The sequence below is a fragment of the Tatumella sp. JGM91 genome (assembly GCF_018257575.1).
Classification (GTDB): domain Bacteria; phylum Pseudomonadota; class Gammaproteobacteria; order Enterobacterales; family Enterobacteriaceae; genus Tatumella; species Tatumella punctata.
This window is the reverse complement of the sequence record NZ_JAERJP010000038.1, coordinates 192-17,349: the sequence shown is the minus strand read 5'-3', so window position 1 is coordinate 17,349 and position 17,158 is coordinate 192. Positions and strand designations below refer to the sequence as shown.

17 protein-coding genes and 1 tRNA gene are annotated in these 17,158 nt (G+C 51.7%); 14 read left to right on the top strand and 4 right to left on the bottom strand.

Translation table 11 applies throughout. The annotated features are described in order from the left end of the window. Positions 1 to 191 precede the first annotated feature (191 nt). Positions 192 to 267, bottom strand: a tRNA-Asn gene (locus JK198_RS16445). Between the two features lie 284 nt (positions 268 to 551). Between JK198_RS16445 and JK198_RS16440 the strand changes: the two genes are divergently transcribed. From JK198_RS16440 to JK198_RS16400, 9 genes are all read left to right on the top strand, one after another. Next, on the top strand, positions 552 to 1,406 hold the full coding sequence (locus tag JK198_RS16440) for an N-acetylmuramoyl-L-alanine amidase (protein ID WP_212709575.1): 855 nt from the start codon (positions 552 to 554) through the stop codon (positions 1,404 to 1,406). Positions 1,407 to 1,607: 201 nt separating this feature from the next. After that, entirely contained in the window at positions 1,608 to 2,348 is a 741-nt protein-coding gene (locus JK198_RS16435; protein ID WP_212709574.1) for an SDR family oxidoreductase, read from the top strand. A gap of 296 nt (positions 2,349 to 2,644) precedes the next feature. Beyond that, positions 2,645 to 3,730, top strand: coding sequence for an LLM class flavin-dependent oxidoreductase (locus tag JK198_RS16430; RefSeq protein ID WP_212711029.1), 1,086 nt, complete (start codon positions 2,645 to 2,647; stop codon positions 3,728 to 3,730). Beyond that, a complete protein-coding gene (locus tag JK198_RS16425; protein WP_212711028.1) occupies positions 3,730 to 4,716 on the top strand; it encodes an ABC transporter substrate-binding protein in 987 nt (328 codons plus the stop codon). Before JK198_RS16430 ends, JK198_RS16425 begins: the two co-directional genes overlap by 1 nt. Next, positions 4,713 to 5,696 (top strand): ABC transporter substrate-binding protein, encoded by a 984-nt coding sequence (locus tag JK198_RS16420; RefSeq protein ID WP_212709571.1) that lies wholly within the window; start codon positions 4,713 to 4,715, stop codon positions 5,694 to 5,696. Before JK198_RS16425 ends, JK198_RS16420 begins: the two co-directional genes overlap by 4 nt. A 53-nt stretch (positions 5,697 to 5,749) precedes the next feature. Further along, positions 5,750 to 6,541, top strand: coding sequence for an aliphatic sulfonate ABC transporter permease SsuC (gene ssuC / locus JK198_RS16415; protein WP_249213208.1), 792 nt, complete (start codon positions 5,750 to 5,752; stop codon positions 6,539 to 6,541). Then, positions 6,538 to 7,314 carry an aliphatic sulfonates ABC transporter ATP-binding protein gene (gene ssuB, locus JK198_RS16410; RefSeq protein ID WP_212709569.1) on the top strand — a complete coding sequence of 259 codons (777 nt, stop codon included), beginning with the start codon at positions 6,538 to 6,540 and terminating at the stop codon, positions 7,312 to 7,314. Before ssuC ends, ssuB begins: the two co-directional genes overlap by 4 nt. After that, complete coding sequence (locus JK198_RS16405) at positions 7,311 to 7,913, top strand: cysteine dioxygenase (protein WP_212709568.1); 603 nt, start codon at positions 7,311 to 7,313, stop codon at positions 7,911 to 7,913. Before ssuB ends, JK198_RS16405 begins: the two co-directional genes overlap by 4 nt. Beyond that, positions 7,906 to 9,501 (top strand): rhodanese homology domain-containing protein, encoded by a 1,596-nt coding sequence (locus JK198_RS16400; protein WP_212711027.1) that lies wholly within the window; start codon positions 7,906 to 7,908, stop codon positions 9,499 to 9,501. The genes JK198_RS16405 and JK198_RS16400 overlap by 8 nt, the downstream gene beginning before the upstream one ends. Positions 9,502 to 9,601: 100 nt before the next feature. Here JK198_RS16400 and JK198_RS16395 read toward each other — a convergent pair whose 3' ends face one another. Beyond that, positions 9,602 to 9,952 carry a DUF3147 family protein gene (locus tag JK198_RS16395; RefSeq protein ID WP_212711026.1) on the bottom strand — a complete coding sequence of 117 codons (351 nt, stop codon included), beginning with the start codon at positions 9,950 to 9,952 and terminating at the stop codon, positions 9,602 to 9,604. Positions 9,953 to 10,137: 185 nt separating this feature from the next. Between JK198_RS16395 and JK198_RS16390 the strand changes: the two genes are divergently transcribed. Continuing rightward, positions 10,138 to 11,031, top strand: coding sequence for a LysR family transcriptional regulator (locus JK198_RS16390; RefSeq protein WP_212709565.1), 894 nt, complete (start codon positions 10,138 to 10,140; stop codon positions 11,029 to 11,031). A gap of 100 nt (positions 11,032 to 11,131) precedes the next feature. On the opposite strand, the gene JK198_RS16385 is transcribed toward JK198_RS16390, so the two are convergent. Further along, the gene (locus JK198_RS16385; RefSeq protein WP_212711025.1) at positions 11,132 to 11,983 is read right to left on the bottom strand and encodes an aldo/keto reductase; all 852 of its coding nucleotides are present in this window, start codon (positions 11,981 to 11,983) and stop codon (positions 11,132 to 11,134) included. A gap of 141 nt (positions 11,984 to 12,124) precedes the next feature. Then, positions 12,125 to 13,321 (bottom strand): multidrug effflux MFS transporter, encoded by a 1,197-nt coding sequence (locus JK198_RS16380; protein ID WP_212711024.1) that lies wholly within the window; start codon positions 13,319 to 13,321, stop codon positions 12,125 to 12,127. A gap of 347 nt (positions 13,322 to 13,668) precedes the next feature. Between JK198_RS16380 and JK198_RS16375 the strand changes: the two genes are divergently transcribed. From JK198_RS16375 to JK198_RS16360, 4 genes are all read left to right on the top strand, one after another. Beyond that, the gene (locus tag JK198_RS16375) at positions 13,669 to 15,216 is read left to right on the top strand and encodes a peptide MFS transporter (protein ID WP_212711023.1); all 1,548 of its coding nucleotides are present in this window, start codon (positions 13,669 to 13,671) and stop codon (positions 15,214 to 15,216) included. 184 nt (positions 15,217 to 15,400) lie between these two features. Then, complete coding sequence (gene yajD / locus JK198_RS16370; protein WP_212709561.1) at positions 15,401 to 15,745, top strand: YajD family HNH nuclease; 345 nt, start codon at positions 15,401 to 15,403, stop codon at positions 15,743 to 15,745. Between the two features lie 170 nt (positions 15,746 to 15,915). Further along, positions 15,916 to 16,359 carry a DUF3290 domain-containing protein gene (locus JK198_RS16365; protein WP_212711022.1) on the top strand — a complete coding sequence of 148 codons (444 nt, stop codon included), beginning with the start codon at positions 15,916 to 15,918 and terminating at the stop codon, positions 16,357 to 16,359. Between the two features lie 9 nt (positions 16,360 to 16,368). Then, positions 16,369 to 17,004, top strand: a complete 636-nt coding sequence (locus tag JK198_RS16360; protein WP_212711021.1) for a DUF421 domain-containing protein — start codon at positions 16,369 to 16,371, stop codon at positions 17,002 to 17,004. The last annotated feature ends 154 nt before the right edge of the window (positions 17,005 to 17,158 follow it).

The window sequence follows — 17,158 nt, the reverse complement described above, 5'->3', positions numbered from 1 at the left end:
TAACGTTGAACCCGGAACGGGAAAAACAGGCGGCTTAAATTAACCGGGGGTGACAACTACCTTGACACTTACCGGGCCCGCATATTTACCCGCAAAAGGGTATCGTTTTGGTGGGGGAGTGGCTTAACAGAGATAACCGATTGCCAGAAAGCAAAAAACCAGACGCCCGCAGACATCTGGTTTCTTTAATATGGCTCCTCTGACTGGACTCGAACCAGTGACATACGGATTAACAGTCCGCCGTTCTACCGACTGAACTACAGAGGAATTGTCGTGAAGACGGGGCGAATGATAGGGGGGAATATTGTCTGTGTCAATACGGATAAACACTTTGTCTTTCAAGTGACTAACTTTAAATCACTCTGGTGATAAATCATCCGTAAACTGCGGGTGAGTTAACGGGCCGCTGTGCGGGGAGAGGGCATTGCTATCGCAGGATGCTGACTGACGTATTTTGCAAAACAAACAACAAAAAAGTTACCTGAATCATCGATATACTGGCGGATATACGCCTGTTTACCCGCTCCCGCTTCAGGAAACTGATTAACGTAATGAAAAAAATTTGTCCCCTGGCCCGTCGCCATTTCTTATTATCCGGCCTGGCGTTATGTCTTCCGGCACTGGCCAGAGAAGAATTCGCGAATCTGGTTTTTACACCACAGAATCCGGTACGCAGCCAGTCTGCGATTGCCAGTGTCACCACGTCCCGTCAGCCGGCAGAGTTACATTCCCGTAAGCTGGTGATGATTGACCCGGGACACGGAGGAAAAGACCCCGGTGCAATAGGTGAAAAAGGTGAAGAAGAGAAACACGTGGTGCTGGAGATTGCCCATAATCTGCAGCGGTTATTCGCCCGTCATCGACGTATTGAAGTACGGCTGACACGTGAAGATGATCACTTTATTCCGCTCTACGAACGGGTGAATATTGCCCACCAGCATAATGCGGATATGTTTTTGTCCATACATGCCGACGGTTTTACCAGCCCGCAGGCCCACGGGGCGTCGGTATATGCCTTGTCGACCCGTGGGGCCAGCAGCACAATGGCCCGCTATCTGTCACAGCGGGAAAATGCGGCAGATGATTATGCGGATATTAATGTACAGACCAGAGACTCCCAGTTACAGCGGGTATTTTTCGATTTGGTACAAAACCAGAATATAAAAAACAGTCTGGATTTATGTCGTCATATGATTGGTCATATCCGCAGCGTCCATACGATGCACAGTTATCATCCGGAGCAGGCCGCTTTTGTGGTACTTAAATCCCCGTCCATACCTTCGGTTCTGATAGAAACTTCGTTTATTACCAACCCGCAGGAGGAGCATTTACTCGGTACCCCGCAGTTCCGTATGAATATAGCGCGGGCAATTGCCGGGGGAATAGAAAGCTATTTTTCCGCCTGACCTTTTACTGAATTTCAGACAATCAGATCCGATATTGTGCTTTGATTAAGCTGAATATGCCGGATATATTCAGTGCTGAAAACAGCAAAATCCTGTGAAATAGCCGGTGACGGGGCTGTTACCCTGCGTTGAGCAATAAAACAACTGCCGGTTATCCTGAATAAGGTCACCGGTTTTTCTAAAAACAACAACGGAGTAAATATGGGCAGGTTTCAGGGGAAACGAATACTTATTACTGGCGGTACCAGCGGTATGGGCCTGGCGGGTGCTCTGCGCATTATCAGTGAAGGTGGTCAGGTGGCTGTCACCGGGCTGAGTGCAGAACGGCTGGAAAACGCCCGTAACCTTCTGCCAGCAGACTCACTTGTCCTCAGCAGCGATGCCGGCAGCGAAGCTGATATCAGCGAACTGCAGACAGCCATTAGCGGATGGGGGATGCTTGACGGCTTATGGCTGAATGCGGGTTTTGCTGAAGTAAGTGTGCCTGAAGCGGTGACAGCCGAGGCCTTCAGCCGCATGATGAATGTTAACGTTCGCGGACCGATGTTGCAGCTTGCTGTGTTATCTGACTTACTTAACCCCGCAGCCTCTGTCCTGGTCACTTCATCGTCTTCTGTCTATGAAGGCGCAGCGATGACCAGTCTTTATGCTGCCACAAAGGGAGCGGTTATCGCGATGGCTAAAAGCTGGGCATCTGCGCTGGCCGAACGGCATATCCGGGTTAATACCCTGATACCGGGCCCGATAGAAACCAACTTCAGACATTTTATGCCGCAAGAATCGCGTCAGCAGTTTGAAGACTTTGTGGTTAGTCAGGTCCCCCTGGGCAGGGCTGGTACCGCAGAAGAGGCCGCAGCGGTAGCGCTTTTTCTGCTTTCCGATGATGCATCCTACGTCACGGGCAGCCAGTACGCGGTGGATGGCGGGCTGATTCATTATTAAATTTTTATAATTTCTGCCAGCCACAGGGCAATATCCGACAGCCTGCATTACCTGTCAGCCGGACGGGGCGTGGCTGTTCATTTTGTTGCCGGTTACGCCAGTCATTTTATCCCGGGCCGTCCGGCAGTTCCGCAGCCTGTATTCGCAGGGTCTGCAATTATCCGCAGAAAGTCAGTTAATATTATGCGTTTTTTTTATATTAGCTTAGCTAAAAAATTAATTTCACTCATTAAAGCGCAGTGAATAAGATGCCCCTTATCAGCCGAAACTCTCACGGTAGCAGACAAGGGGCAATTATGGGGATTCAGTTTACCGGAATGATCGGACATCGCCTGGCATCGGAAATTATTCCGGCACAGGGTCCGCTGTTTGATAAAAAATATATTACCAGCTTTGCACAAGCTCACGAACAGGCAGGCTTTGACCGTATCCTGGTGGGGTACTGGTCCGATCAGCCTGACGGCTTCCTGGTCACCGCTCTGGCCGGCAGCCAGACATCACGGATCAAATTTTTGCTGGCACACCGGCCGGGATTTGTTTCTCCCACCCTGGCAGCCCGTAAACTGGCGACGCTTGACCATTTACTGGACGGTCGGCTGGCAGTGCATATTATCAGTGGCGGCAGTGACTATGAACAGCGGCGTGACGGGGACTACCTGACGAAAGTACAGCGCTATGCCCGTACGGATGAATTCCTTAGGGTTCTGCAACAGACGCTGACGCAGCAGCAACCGTGGGATCATCACGGTGATTTTTACCGGACTGAGGCAGCATTTTCGGCAATAAAACCCCGGCAGGACCATTTACCGATCTATTTCGGCGGATCATCACCGGAAGCTATTGAGGTGGCAGGTAAACATGCTGATGTTTTTGCTTTATGGGGTGAACCACTGGCCGGTGCAGCCCGCACGGTAGAGGCGGTACGAGCCAGTGCTGCCCGCCACGGGAGGAAAACCGGCTTTAGTATTTCGTTCCGGCCAGTCATCGGTGCCACAGAAGCCGAAGCCAGAGAAAAAGCAGCCCATATCTATCAGACGGCGAAAAAACAGCTGACGGAGTCAGGCCATCATTTCGGGTTGCCAAAACCTCAGAGTATCGGGGCTAAACGGTTAATGGATGCCGCGAAACAGGGCGAGTGGCTGGATAAGTGCCTGTGGACCGGTATCGCGGGGCTGGTTTCCGGAGGATATAACTCTACGGCACTGGTGGGCACCGCTGATCAGGTATCAGATGCTCTGCTGGAATACTACCGGCTGGGTATCGATAATATGCTGATCCGTGGCTTCGATCCGCTGAACGATGCGACAGAATACGGCAAGCAGCTGATCCCTCTGACCCGCGAAAAAGCGGCCGCAGAGCCTGTACTGTCGGAGAGTGTCTGATGAAAGCAAGGACCCGCCTTGCGATTATGCTATTGGCATTGGCCGCGCCACTAGTACAGGCAGCCGATAACGTCACCCTGCGGCTTGGTGATGTCAAAGGTGACCGGCTGGTCGCGCTTAAAGCCTCCGGTGAACTGGAAAATCTGCCTTATCATTTGCAAGTCAGTTCATTTGATTCCGGGGCTCCTGTACAGGAAGCACTGAACGCCGGGGCTCTGGATGTGGGTTTTACCGGTGATTTACCCTTCCTCTATGTTTATGCTGCCGGAGCACCGGTAAAGGCTGTCGGTGCCTGGCAAAACAATCCGGACAGTATCGCACTGTTATCCCGTCCCGGCAGCGGTATTGATTCGCTGGCAGCATTGAAAGGTAAGCGTATTGCTGTCAATCGTGGTGGCTGGGGACATTATCTGGTGCTGGGATTACTGAAACGGGCGGGACTGAAACCTTCCGATGTTACTCTGCGTTTCCTTGGCCCTGCTGACGGACGGGCGGCACTTTCTTCCGGTTCGGTGGATGCCTGGGCCCCCTGGGAACCTTATCTCTCTTCTGCGCTAATCCTTGATCATGCGCAGCGGGTACCGGATGGCGGGGGAAAAGGCATTATGAGCGGCTATTCATTTGTTCTGGCCCGCGAAGATGCTATTCACAGTGATAAACGTGCTGCCATCTCTGATTTACTGACACGGCTGGCCCGCGCACAGCGCTGGGCGCTTTTACACCCACAGCAATTTTCTGCTGCCCTGGCGACAGAGTTGCATATGCCGCGTAGCGTGACAGAAGCCTGGACAGACAGTGCCAGAGTGACCCCGGTAGTATTTACGTCGCGGGTGCAACAGGCCCTGCAACATTCTGCTGATGTGTTTTTTCAGGAAAAAGTCCTGCCACGGCATGTCGATGTCAGTAATGCCTTCGACTACAGCCTGGCGACTGCGGCCAATAATATTGCGGCCACCCCCCTCACCCTCGTCAAGGAACAGCCATGAAACAGATCACTCCGGCGCTACTGCTACTGGCGATAAGTGTGACAACCACTGCAAATGCGGAAAAGATAACCCTGCAAATGGCTGACCAGAAAGGGGGAATGCGGGCGGTACTGGAAGCAGCAGGGAAACTACAGAATCTGCCGTATAACCTGCGCTGGGCTGAATTTCCGGCGGCAGCTCCGCTGGGTGAGGCCCTGAATGCCGGCGCGGTTGATGCGGGGTTTATCGGTGATGCCCCGTTATTATTTGCTGAAGCAGGCGGTGCACGGGTGAAAGCGATAGCTGTCGCTAAATCTGATGCTTATGGCACCGCATTACTGGTCAATGCCGGCAGTCCACTGACCTCTGCTGCCAGTTTAAAAGGTAAAAGTATTGCGACTAACCGTGGTTCTATTGGTCAGTTCGTGGCGCTGAAAGCACTGGCTGCGGCAGGGCTTAGTGCCCGCGATGTAACGTTCCGTTTTCTTGACCCGGCTGATGCAAAACTGGCATTGATTCGTGGCTCAGTCGATGTCTGGGCAACCTGGGAGCCGTATACCGCTTTTGCCGAAACTCAGGATCATCTGCGGGTATTGGTTAATGGCCGCGGACTATGGTCGGGTAATACTTTTGTCGCAGCCACAGACAGTGCTCTGGCAAATCCGGAAAAACGACGGGCATTACAGGACTTTTTACACCGTCTGTCTGATGCCCAGCAATGGGCAAATCAGCATCCCGACAGTTACAGCCAGACGCTGTCAAAAATTATTGGCTTCCCACAGGATGCGGTAAAACTGTCGTTTGAACGACGGCATATGGCCTGGCAGCCGATTGATGCACAGACTGTGGCACAGCAACAGCAGACGGCTGATTTTTATCATCAGAGCGGGCTGTTACCCGTGGCTTTGCAGGTCGCTCCCACCTTTGATTATAGTTTCACCCTGAGCGGGCCAGCGGGGGGCAAGGCTCCGGACGCATCCCGTCAGCAGGAGGTTCAATAATGGCAATTTTCTCACTGGACACGCCGGCATCCGCGGTACAGCGCCCCCGTAAATTGCGTTTCAGCAGACAGCGGTTAGGTCATGCACTATTGCCCTGGGCATTACCGGTGGTACTGATTGTGTTATGGCAACTGGCAGCACAGGCTGGCTGGTTATCGGTAAGAGTTTTACCGGCACCGGTCACTATCGGTAAAACATTCTGGCGTATGACCCTGAGTGGGGAACTGGGGAGTAATCTGGCAATCAGTACCGCCAGAGCACTGAGTGGCTTTGCTATCGGCGGGTCAGTCGGCCTGATACTAGGGCTGATCACCGGGTTATCACGCCCCGGTGAGCGGCTGCTGGATACCTCAATACAGATGCTGCGTAATATTCCTCACCTGGCACTGATCCCGCTGGTGATCCTGTGGTTCGGGATTGATGAAAGTGCCAAAATTTTCCTGGTGGCCCTCGGAACGTTGTTTCCGATTTACCTGAATACCTATCACGGGATCCGCAATATCGACCGTGGGTTGCTGGAAATGGCCCGCAGTTACGGGCTGAGCGGTTTCAGTCTGTTTCGTCAGGTGATCCTGCCGGGGGCACTGCCCTCAATTATGGTTGGTGTTCGTTATGCCCTCGGGGTGATGTGGCTGACGCTGATCGTTGCGGAAACTATCTCTGCTGATTCCGGCATTGGTTATCTGGCGATGAATGCCCGTGAATTCCTGCAAACCGATGTAGTGGTCGTGGCAATCATTCTTTATGCATTACTCGGCAAGCTGGCAGATGTCTGCGCGGTGTTGCTGGAACGCGTCTGGTTACGCTGGAATCCGGCATATCAGTCAGGAGGGAAATCATCATGACTATCAGTCATCAGCCATCCGGTACGCCACTGAGTATTCAGCGTGTCAGTAAAACGTATGCTGACAGAACCGTATTAAACAGTATCGAATTAGAGGCAGGAGCAGGTCAGTTTATTGCGGTGGTTGGCCGCAGCGGGTGCGGGAAAAGTACTTTCCTGCGCTTACTGGCGGGTTTGGAACAGGCGGACGCGGGAAATTTACTCAGCGAAGGACGGCCGCTACAGGAGCGGCAGCAGGATACCCGGCTAATGTTCCAGGAAGCCCGGCTACTGCCGTGGAAAAGTGTACTGGATAATGTGGGGCTGGGCCTGAAAGGCCAGTGGCGTGAACAGGCAGCTGCGGCACTGGATGCTGTCGGTTTAGCGCACCGTGCCAGAGAGTGGCCTTCGGCCCTGTCCGGTGGACAGAAACAACGAGTCGCTCTGGCCCGCGCCTTGATCCATCGCCCGTCCCTGTTACTGCTGGACGAACCCCTGGGTGCGCTGGATGCTCTGACCCGCATCGAAATGCAGGCACTGATTGAGTCTCTGTGGCAGAAGCAGGGTTTTACTGTGGTACTGGTCACCCATGATGTCAGTGAAGCGGTCGCGCTGGCCGACAGGGTGGTACTGATTGATGAAGGAAAAATCACCCTGGATTTAACGATAGATGTCCCTCGTCCCCGACGCCGCGGCGATCCGCGCCTCGCTGAACTGGAAGCCGGGGTACTTGAACATATTCTTGTCCCGGCAAAAACGCCGGCAGCAGAGCAACCCCTGAGGAATATTGTATGAGCAGGATAAAAAATCACCGGCGGTTAGCCGGTTTTATTCAGCAATTGTCTGCACTGCTGGACCGTTATCCCCGCCATGATGAAGCGGAAATTTTACAGCACAGTGCTCCGTTGCTGGCTGAGCTGGTCAGGGAAGATGACTGGCTGGATGATGAATTTGCACAGCCACATCCGCAGCATTATCAGCAGTATCTGCTGCATATGGATTCCGCGCAGCGTTTTTCTGTGGTCAGTTTTGTCTGGGGACCGGGCCAGCGTACGCCGGTGCATGATCACCGTGTCTGGGGGCTGATTGGTATGTTGCGGGGCGCTGAAATATCACAGTCGTTTATCCGTGATCAGCATGGTCTTACTCCGTCACAACCTCCGGTACAGCTCACCCCGGGAGAGGTCGAAATTCTGTCACCGCTGACAGGTGATATCCATCAGGTGAGTAATGCTTTTAATGACCGGGTCTCGGTCAGTATTCATGTCTACGGGGCGAATATAGGTCAGGTCACGCGGGCAACCTTCCGGCCGGATGGTAGTGAACAAACGTTTATTTCCGGTTATGCCAATCGTTATTTACCGAATATATGGGGATTATCCGCTGATGAGTGATAAACATCATTTCAGATTACGCAGCGCTGCTGATATCCGTCAGTCATTGCTGGCGAACCAGGAACTGGCACTGCTGGATGTACGGGAAGAGGCGGTATATGCCACCGGGCATCCGTTGTTTGCGGTTAACCTGCCATTATCAAAATTAGAACTCGACGTTTTTGCCCGTATCCCACGGCGTAGCACACCGCTGGTAGTATTTGACAACGGGGAAGGACTTGCAGAGGTGGCTGCGCAGCGATTACAGCTGCTGGGCTACAGTGATGTCGCTTTATTGCAGGACGGTCTGCAAGGATGGAAACAGGCGGGAGAACAGCTGTTTATTGATGTTAATTCTCCGTCAAAAGCCTTTGGTGAACTGGTGGAGTATCAGCGGCATACACCATCCCTGGCAGCAGAAGAAGTGGCTGAACTTCTGGCCTGCGGAGCGGATGTGAAAGTCTTCGACGTCCGCCGTTATGATGAATACCAGACCATGAATATCCCCGGCAGTATCAGTCTGCCTGGGGGAGAATTGCTACTGCGTATCCGTGATCATCTGCAATCAGAAAACACCCGGGTAGTTATTAACTGTGCAGGGCGTACCCGCAGTATTATCGGTACACAGACCCTGGTAAACGCCGGTCTGAAAAATCCTGTGGCAGCACTGCGCAACGGCACCATTGGCTGGACTCTGGCCGGTCAGACACTGGAACACGGTCAGTCGCGGCATTATGGCGAACCGGGTGAGGAGAATCTGTCACGGGCACTTCAGGAGGCGCAACAGGTTGCCGCACGAGCCGGTGTGGAATCCGTGTCTCTGGCGCAGTTATATGACTGGCAGCGCCAGAGCGACCGAACCACATATCTGTTTGATATTCGCAGTGCCGGAGAATTTGCCGCCGGACATTTGCCTGGTGCCCGCCATGTGCCCGGTGGCCAGCTGGTGCAGGAAACTGACCATTATGCCAGTGTGCGTGGCGCACGGATTGTACTGGCCGATGATCTGCAAACCAGGGCCTGGATCACTGCTTCATGGCTGGCTCAGATGAACTGGCAGGTGGCAGTACTCGATGCGCCGGCAACTGAATTTACTGAGCAGGGGGACTGGCGGGCCCCGGTACCGGCGACGGGGTTGCATCCGCAGGTTGATCCACTTACGGCACAGCAATGGCTGACCACCGGTCAGACGCAGATCCTTGATTTCACGACCAGTGCTAATTACCGGAAAGGGCATATTCCGGGAGCTTACTGGCTGCTGAGGGCCGATATACCTGCACTGCTGGCATCGGGGACATTCCCTGACGCAGAACGTTACGTTGTCACTTGTGGCAGCAGTCTGCTGGCCCGGTTTGCGGTCGATCAATTGCAGCAACTGACCGGAAAACCGGTAGTGGTACTGGAAGGCGGGAATAGTGGCTGGCGTGCCGCGGGACTGGCAGAAGAAGAAGGCGAAACCCGGTTATTATCAACGCCTGAGGATCGCTACCGCCGTCCTTATGAAGGCACAGATGTTTCGCCGCAGGTGATGCAGGCCTACCTTGAGTGGGAATACGGGCTGGTGGAGCAACTGGAAAAAGATGCAACCCACGGTTTCAGGGTTATTTAATCTCTGACAGAGCAGGCTGTCGGACATGCTGCTTTTCCGGTAATGGCTGAGGCATCCTGCTATGTCGGTTGCCGCAGCCTGAACCCGGATCCGGCAACCGTTACAGTAAATGGATATTAAAGCGATGAAATATTGCTGCCCAGCCAGCAAAGAGAAGCACCGTGGATAAACAGCATATCAGCAGTGCGGGCCAGAAGCCCCACAGCTGATAAGCCCCGGGAAAAACAAGAAACATCGGCAATGTCGGTACCACATACCCAAAAGTATACCAGCCATGGCTGGCTATTTTTTGCTGACTCTGTCCTTCTGCTTTCATCCAGATAAGCACCGGCACGGTGACCAATGGCAGTACGGCCAGTAATCCGCCCGGCCGGTCACTGCGTTTGGCTGTTTCCGAAATAAGCACGACCATTCCCGCCGTCAGGGCATATTTTATGATTAACCACAACATGGCACTGCCTGCCTTTATTTTTGTCCGGTGAACGCCGCACGGCAAATGATGCCTTACCCGGCCAGAATCGATAAAAATACATCTGTGTTTTTTATACATTGCCGGAAGTGTATAATTACCGGTTGCAGGCGCCGGGGTGATTAAACACTGCGGCAGAAAAAGCGTAACAGTGAAGGGACGGGGCGATGCTGAAAGAAAATTTCAATGAGCTGCAAATCTTTCTGATGGTAGCCAGAGAAAGAAGCTTCACTAAAGCTGCAGCGAAGCTGGGTGTTTCGCAGTCAGCCCTCAGCCATGGCATAAAAGCACTGGAAGCACGACTGAACCTGCGGCTGCTGACACGGACAACCCGTAGTGTGGCACCGACCGACGCAGGAGAAAGGATTATTGCCTGCCTTGAACCGGGGATTGCTGATCTGGAACAGGAACTGTTGTCGCTGGTACAGCTGGATGGTATTACCTCAGGAAATATCCGTTTATCGGCAGGGGAACATGCCGCACGTACACTGTTATGGCCAAAACTGAAACCTTTCCTGAAAGAGTATCCGGAAATTAAGCTGGATCTGGTGGTGGATAATGGTTTTGTGGATATTGTCGCCGGGCAGTTCGATGGCGGTGTGCGGCTGGGGGAAAGTGTCGAGAAAGATATGATCGCAGTAAAAATCGGTCCCGGTTTCCGGCTGGCAGTGGTGGGTTCACCGCAATATTTTGCTCAGCACAAGGCTCCGCAGGTTCCCAATGATCTGCATAATCATCGTTGTATTAATATGCGCTTGCCTACTGCGGGCGGCGTCTATCACTGGGAATTCGAAACAGAAGGGAAGCCGTCACGGGTCAGGGTTGAAGGACAACTGACATTCAATCAGTTACATGAAAGAACAGATGCGGCATTATCGGGGTTTGGTCTGGCTTTTGTCCCTGAAGATACGGTGCGCCAGTATCTGGACAGTGGCGAGCTGATTCAGGTACTGGCATCATTCTGCCCGACATTTTCCGGTTATTACCTCTATTATCCCAGCAGAAAGCAACACCCCCCTGCGTTTTCTCTGCTGATAGAAGCTCTGCGCGATACGGAATAACCGGCAGGGGCGGGCCAGTACAGGCAGACAGAGTCTGTCCGCGCTGGCGGGTTACCGGAGTCTCAGACTGTTTCCCCGCGGCAGATAAGCGGCGGGGCAGCTAAACATCAAGCTTACGGGCTGCCAGCCACTCTACTCTGGCTGGATCCCGGTGAGAGAAGAATGCACTGGTCGCGGTATCAATGGCTGTGATTTGTTGTATATCACCGGCGCTCAGTTCGAAGTCGAAAATATCAATATTCTCAGCCATACGCGTTTTTCGGACCGTTTTTGCCAGCGAGATAATCTGACGCTGATACAACCAGCGCAGGATCACCTGACCAGTACTCTTGGCGTATTTTTTACCGATGGCGGTCAGTTGCGGGTGTTCAAACAAACCGTTCCGGCCCTCGGCGAAAGGAGCCCAGGCCTGAGGGGCAATACCACGGCTTTTCATCCAGGGGACAGCATGCAACTGCTGGTTAAACGGATTAACCTCGACCTGATTAACCGCCGGTGTGACCTGATTAAACGCAGTCAGATCCGCCAGCCGGTCCGGATGGAAATTACTGACCCCGATGGCGCGGATTTTTCCTGCCTGTTGCAGTTCTTCCATTGCCCGCCACGCACCGTGGACATCACCGTAGGGCTGATGGATCAGGTAGAGATCCACATAATCCAGCTGCAGACGATTCAGTGATCGTTCGAACTGGGCTTTGGCACCCTGATAGTGAGTATCCTGCAGCCATAATTTGGTGGTGACAAACAACTGGTCACGGGCAATCCCACTCTGTTTTAGCGCATTTCCGACCTGAGTTTCGTTACAGTAAGCTGCAGCAGTATCAATCAGCCGGTAACCCGTTTCTATGGCATCCAGCACGGCCCGTTCACATTCGGCGGCATCGGTCATCTGAAATACACCAAAACCCGTAAGAGGCATCGCGATACCGTTATTCAGTGTCACTGTGTCCATCAGACTCTCCTTTGATCGTGTCGTTCTGTGAGCTTAACCCGTGGTATTTATCAAATAAAGACCAGTAATCAGCTAAGGCTTAGTCATCCCGCTCATTAATGTCCACCGCAGTCCGTGCCACGGCAGGACGCTGGCGGGCGATTATTCCTGCTGACCGGCGCGGGCAGTCAGCGCCATCACCAGGCTGGCCAGCGTAAATAAGCCAATAATCCATCCCATCGTCCGGGGGGTACCGTTACTGAATAACGCCAGTAATAGCGAAGAGATAATGCCACTGCCATACTGTAATGCACCGATCAGCGCCGATGCTGAACCGGCAAAGCCGGGTACTGCATCCAGCGCACAGGCTGTTGAAGTGGCGGCAATAACACCATTCATCGCGAAAAATATAAATACAGAGATGATAATCAGACCAATACCACCGATATCGGCGCCGGTACCTGCGGCCAGTACACCGGCCGCGGCCGCGGCAACCGTAACCGCTACCCTGAGCAGATTCTCCAGCGGGAAGTGTTGTACCAGCCGGCGGTTGACGATACTGAGTAACATGACTCCGAGAATATTGACCGCAAACAACCAGCCATAATATTGCGGGTCGATATGGAAATAACTGATATAGACAAAGGGTGAGCCGGTGATAAAAGCATATGCAGCCACGTAATAAAATGTCAGACACAGGGTAAACCGCATATAGTTTGCATTAGTCAGTAACTGATAATAGTTTCTGAATGCCCCGCTGAGTGTCACGCTTACCCGGTTTTCACTGGTCAGTGTTTCCGGTAAGAAACTTATGGCCGCCAGTAGCAGAATCCCGATAATAACCAGCAACCAGAATATTGCGTGCCAGCTGGTTATTTTAATCATCTGACCGCCGATTAACGGCCCGGCAATTGGTGCAATCGCCATAATAATCATCAGAGTCGATAGCATCTGTGCGGCACGGGTCCGGCTGAACAGATCACGGATCATTGCCCTGGCGAGCATCGGCCCGGTACAGGCACCGAATGCCTGAAAAATCCGCCACATTACGATCTGCAGCATATCTGAGGATAATGCACAGCCGGCAGAACCAATAATGAATAAAATCAGGCCAATAAACAGGGGACGACGGCGGCCATAGCGATCACTGATCGGGCCCCAAATCAGCTGGGCGAGACAGAAGCCGGTCAGAAACCCGGTCACTGTAAGCTCTGCATTACCCAGCAACTCTTTGCTCATGACCGGCATCGCGGGTAAATAAATATCAGTAGATAACGAAGTGACCGCCATCAGTGCACTCAGGATAATAACAAATGACACCCCGGTGGTTTTACCGGAGTGTGGCCGGGTTTTAAGCATTACTTTCCGCCAGAATAGAATGGGTAACCTTATAGTAACCGGTTATCAGTTACCGATAATCCCTGTCCGGTGGATAAACGTTATGAGTGTGTCTCATAAATAAACTGACCGCGGTATGCAGATAATCTCTGCTACCGGTAAATGTCGGGATTTTCCAATAACCATAATTACAAACTGTGAACAGCTTCGAATTTATCACTAATAAAAAGGCTTTATCTTCCATAAAAAAAACTTTCCGGTTATCAAAGAGGTGAATAAATCCGGTGTACAGGGCAGCAGAAACGTCGCGCCCCTCTGCTGATACTCGCTATCTGCCTGACTTGCGGTAGTTTTTACTGGGAGACATTATGCATTCTTCTGAAAATACCTCCGGACCCCGCGGTTTCTTTGGTCACCCGTATCCGCTGGGCCCTCTGTTTTTTACGGAAATGTGGGAACGGTTTTCGTTCTACGGTATCCGGCCACTCTTGATCCTGTTTATGGCTGCCACTGTGTATGACGGCGGTATGGGCATGGCACGTGAACATGCGTCGGCGATTGTCGGTATTTTCGCCGGCAGTATGTATCTGGCGGCACTGCCGGGAGGCTGGCTGGCCGATAACTGGCTGGGCCAGCAGAAAGCAGTCTGGTACGGCTCAGTGCTGATTGCGCTGGGGCATTTATCGATTGCATTATCTGCATTCGCGGGAAACCGCCTGTTCTTTAGCGGCCTGCTGCTGATTGTGCTGGGATCAGGGCTGTTTAAGACCTGTATTTCCGTAATGGTCGGTACCCTGTATAAAGCCGGGGATGAGCGCCGTGACGGTGGTTTCTCATTGTTTTATATGGGAATAAATATCGGGTCTTTTATTGCACCGCTGATTTCTGGCTGGCTGCTGACTTCCTATGGCTGGCACTGGGGATTTGGTATCGGCGGGCTGGGTATGCTGGTGGCATTGGTGATCTTCCGTGTGTTTGCGGTACCCTCCATGAAACGTTATGACCGGCAAACGGGGCTGGATTCGGTGTGGGATCGTCCGGTGTGTGTCCGGCCCGGGATTGGACGCTGGCTGGCTGTGGCTGGCCTGCTGCTGGTGGTGGTCGCCGGATTAATGATTCAGGGAACATTACAGATAAACCCTGTATCCGTAGCCAGTGTGTTGGTGTACCTTATCGCTTTCGCGGTTGTGGCTTTTTTTGTCCGGATGTTTTTCTTTGCCGGGCTGAATAAAAATGAACGCAGCAGGCTGGTGGTTTGCTTTATTTTGCTGATCGCCGCGGCCTTTTTCTGGTCTGCCTTTGAACAGAAACCGACATCATTTAATTTATTTGCAAATGACTATACTCAGCGACAGCTGGGTGATTTCACTATCCCCGCGGTCTGGTTTCAGTCACTGAATGCATTATTTATTATCCTGCTTGCCCCGGTTTTCAGCTGGTTATGGCCAGTACTGGCCAGAAGTCACTTTCGTCCGGACAGCCTGACCAAATTTATTACCGGTATTCTGTTTGCGGCCGGCGGGTTCGGACTGATGATTCTGGCGGCACAACAGGTGATCAGTAGTGGCGGGGCCGGCGTCTCGCCGTGGTGGCTGACGGGCAGTATTTTGTTGCTGACACTGGGTGAGCTGTGCCTGAGTCCGGTCGGGCTGGCGACTATGACTCTGCTGGCACCGGATAAGTTACGCGGGCAGGTGATGGGGCTGTGGTTCTGTGCCAGTGCGCTGGGAAATCTGGCTGCCGGCCTGATTGGTGGCCAGGTCCGGGCTGATCAGCTGGAAAGCCTGCCGGACTTGTTTGCGCGCTGTTCACTGGCCTTAGTGATCTGCGCGGTGGTGCTGGCTTTACTGATTATTCCCGTCCGCCGTATGCTGCAGAGTTATCGTCAGCCTCCGGTTTCAGGTGAAATGAGGTGAGTTATTCAGCCGGTGTGGCGGATATTTACGCCACACCGGCCATGGCCGTGAGTGGTGGCAGAACAGAATATCGCCTGTGTAATACCCGCAGGATCATTCCGTGTGTTGTTTAATTTTACCCTGCTTTCGGTTATAGGCTATATTGGCAGATTATCCTGACATTTTTATCACCGGTGATTCTGTAATGGCTTTTATTCCTAAAAACTACGCGCGGCTGGAAAATGGTTATCGCGAAAAAGCACTGAAAATATACCCCTGGGTGTGCGGACGTTGTACCCGGGAGTTTGTCTATTCCAATCTGCGTGAACTGACAGTTCACCATATTGACCACGATCATACCAATAACCCGGAAGATGGCAGTAACTGGGAGTTGTTGTGTCTGTATTGTCATGATCATGAACACTCAAAGTACACCGAAGCTGATCTCTATGGGACCACGGTGGTTGCCGGAGAAGATGCACAAAAAGACATTGCCGCGGCGACCCATAATCCGTTTGCTGATCTGAAGGCATTGCTTAATAAGAAGTGATCTCCGTTACAGGCAGAGGGAACGGAGACCTCTGCCGGAGCCAATCAATCGCTGTTTTTCTGAGGCAGTAATACGCAGCAGAACGGCAGAGGGAGGGCAGGGCTGCCCGACCGGTAATTTGCTATAATTTTTGCCATTGGCGATGCTAAATACGCGGGGACAGGGCTTACATGAATTTTTACGGGATAGAGTATTTGCAGGCACAGTCTGCTCTGAGTGATTACTTAAAATATCTGCTTATTTTCAGTACATTGTCTGTTTTGATTGTTGTTTTCATTCTGTATATGCGTCATCGGTTACAAACAAAATATCGTGACCTGACTATTATTGCTTTTTTATTTCTTATTTTTATTTCCGGTGTGCAGTATGCCGATTATACAAACAGTGAAAATATACACTCCCAGTCTTCACAAATGGTTAACCTGGTCCGGTTATTAGCTAAAGAGAAAAATGTCAGTGTGAATGATGTTTTTTCTGATTCTGTTCAGTTGTCAGACGGGGTAATAATAAAAATAGATAATGAATATTATCGTGTAAATCTGAATGCTGACCTTAATTCTTATAGCCTGACGGAAACCTGGTTAACTAATCCCACGGTTAATATTATCAAGTAAGGAGACATAATGCCGGTTTATACACCAATTATTATCAAGCTGGGGTTAGGTATTATCTGTCTGATCGTACAGATTAACCTGATGGGGAAAGGCAACCTGGCACCTTCTTCTGCGATGGATCAGGTACAAAACTACGTACTGGGCGGAATTATCGGCGGTGTGATATATAATGAATCGATCACTGTTTTACAGTTTTTCCTGGTGCTTATTATCTGGACTCTGCTGGTATTGGTCGTTAAGTTTTTAAAAGAAAATAATCACTATGTTAAGCGTATTGTAGACGGTAAGCCGATTAATCTGGTCTATAACGGCAAAGTTGATGTTAAAGAATGTCTGATGAACGGTATTTCAGCTAATGACCTGATGTTTAAACTGAGATCGAACGGGATTTATGAAATAGGACAACTTAAAAGGGTGGTTCTTGAACAGAACGGACAACTGACTATTATCCAGGCCGGTGATGAAAATATTCGTTATCCGATTATTGTTGATGGTATGGCAAACCATGATGTGCTTGAAATAATAAATAAGGACAGAGAATGGTTAGAAGTACGGATTGCTGAACAAGGGTTTAATAAAATCAGTGAAGTCTATCTCGGGGAATATCTGTCCGGGCAACTGAATCTTTATGGATATAATCGCTAACGTTAAGGCCCGGTGGCGTGGGCCTTAACAATCCGTGCCGGGGCGTCATCCTTTAGCGCTGAGTCACCTGGCTCGCCATGTAAACGTCTGACTCTGAGCATCTTCCTTCCGCCATCAGTGGCGGAGTTTCAGCAGCTGCGCTGCGGCGGACGGG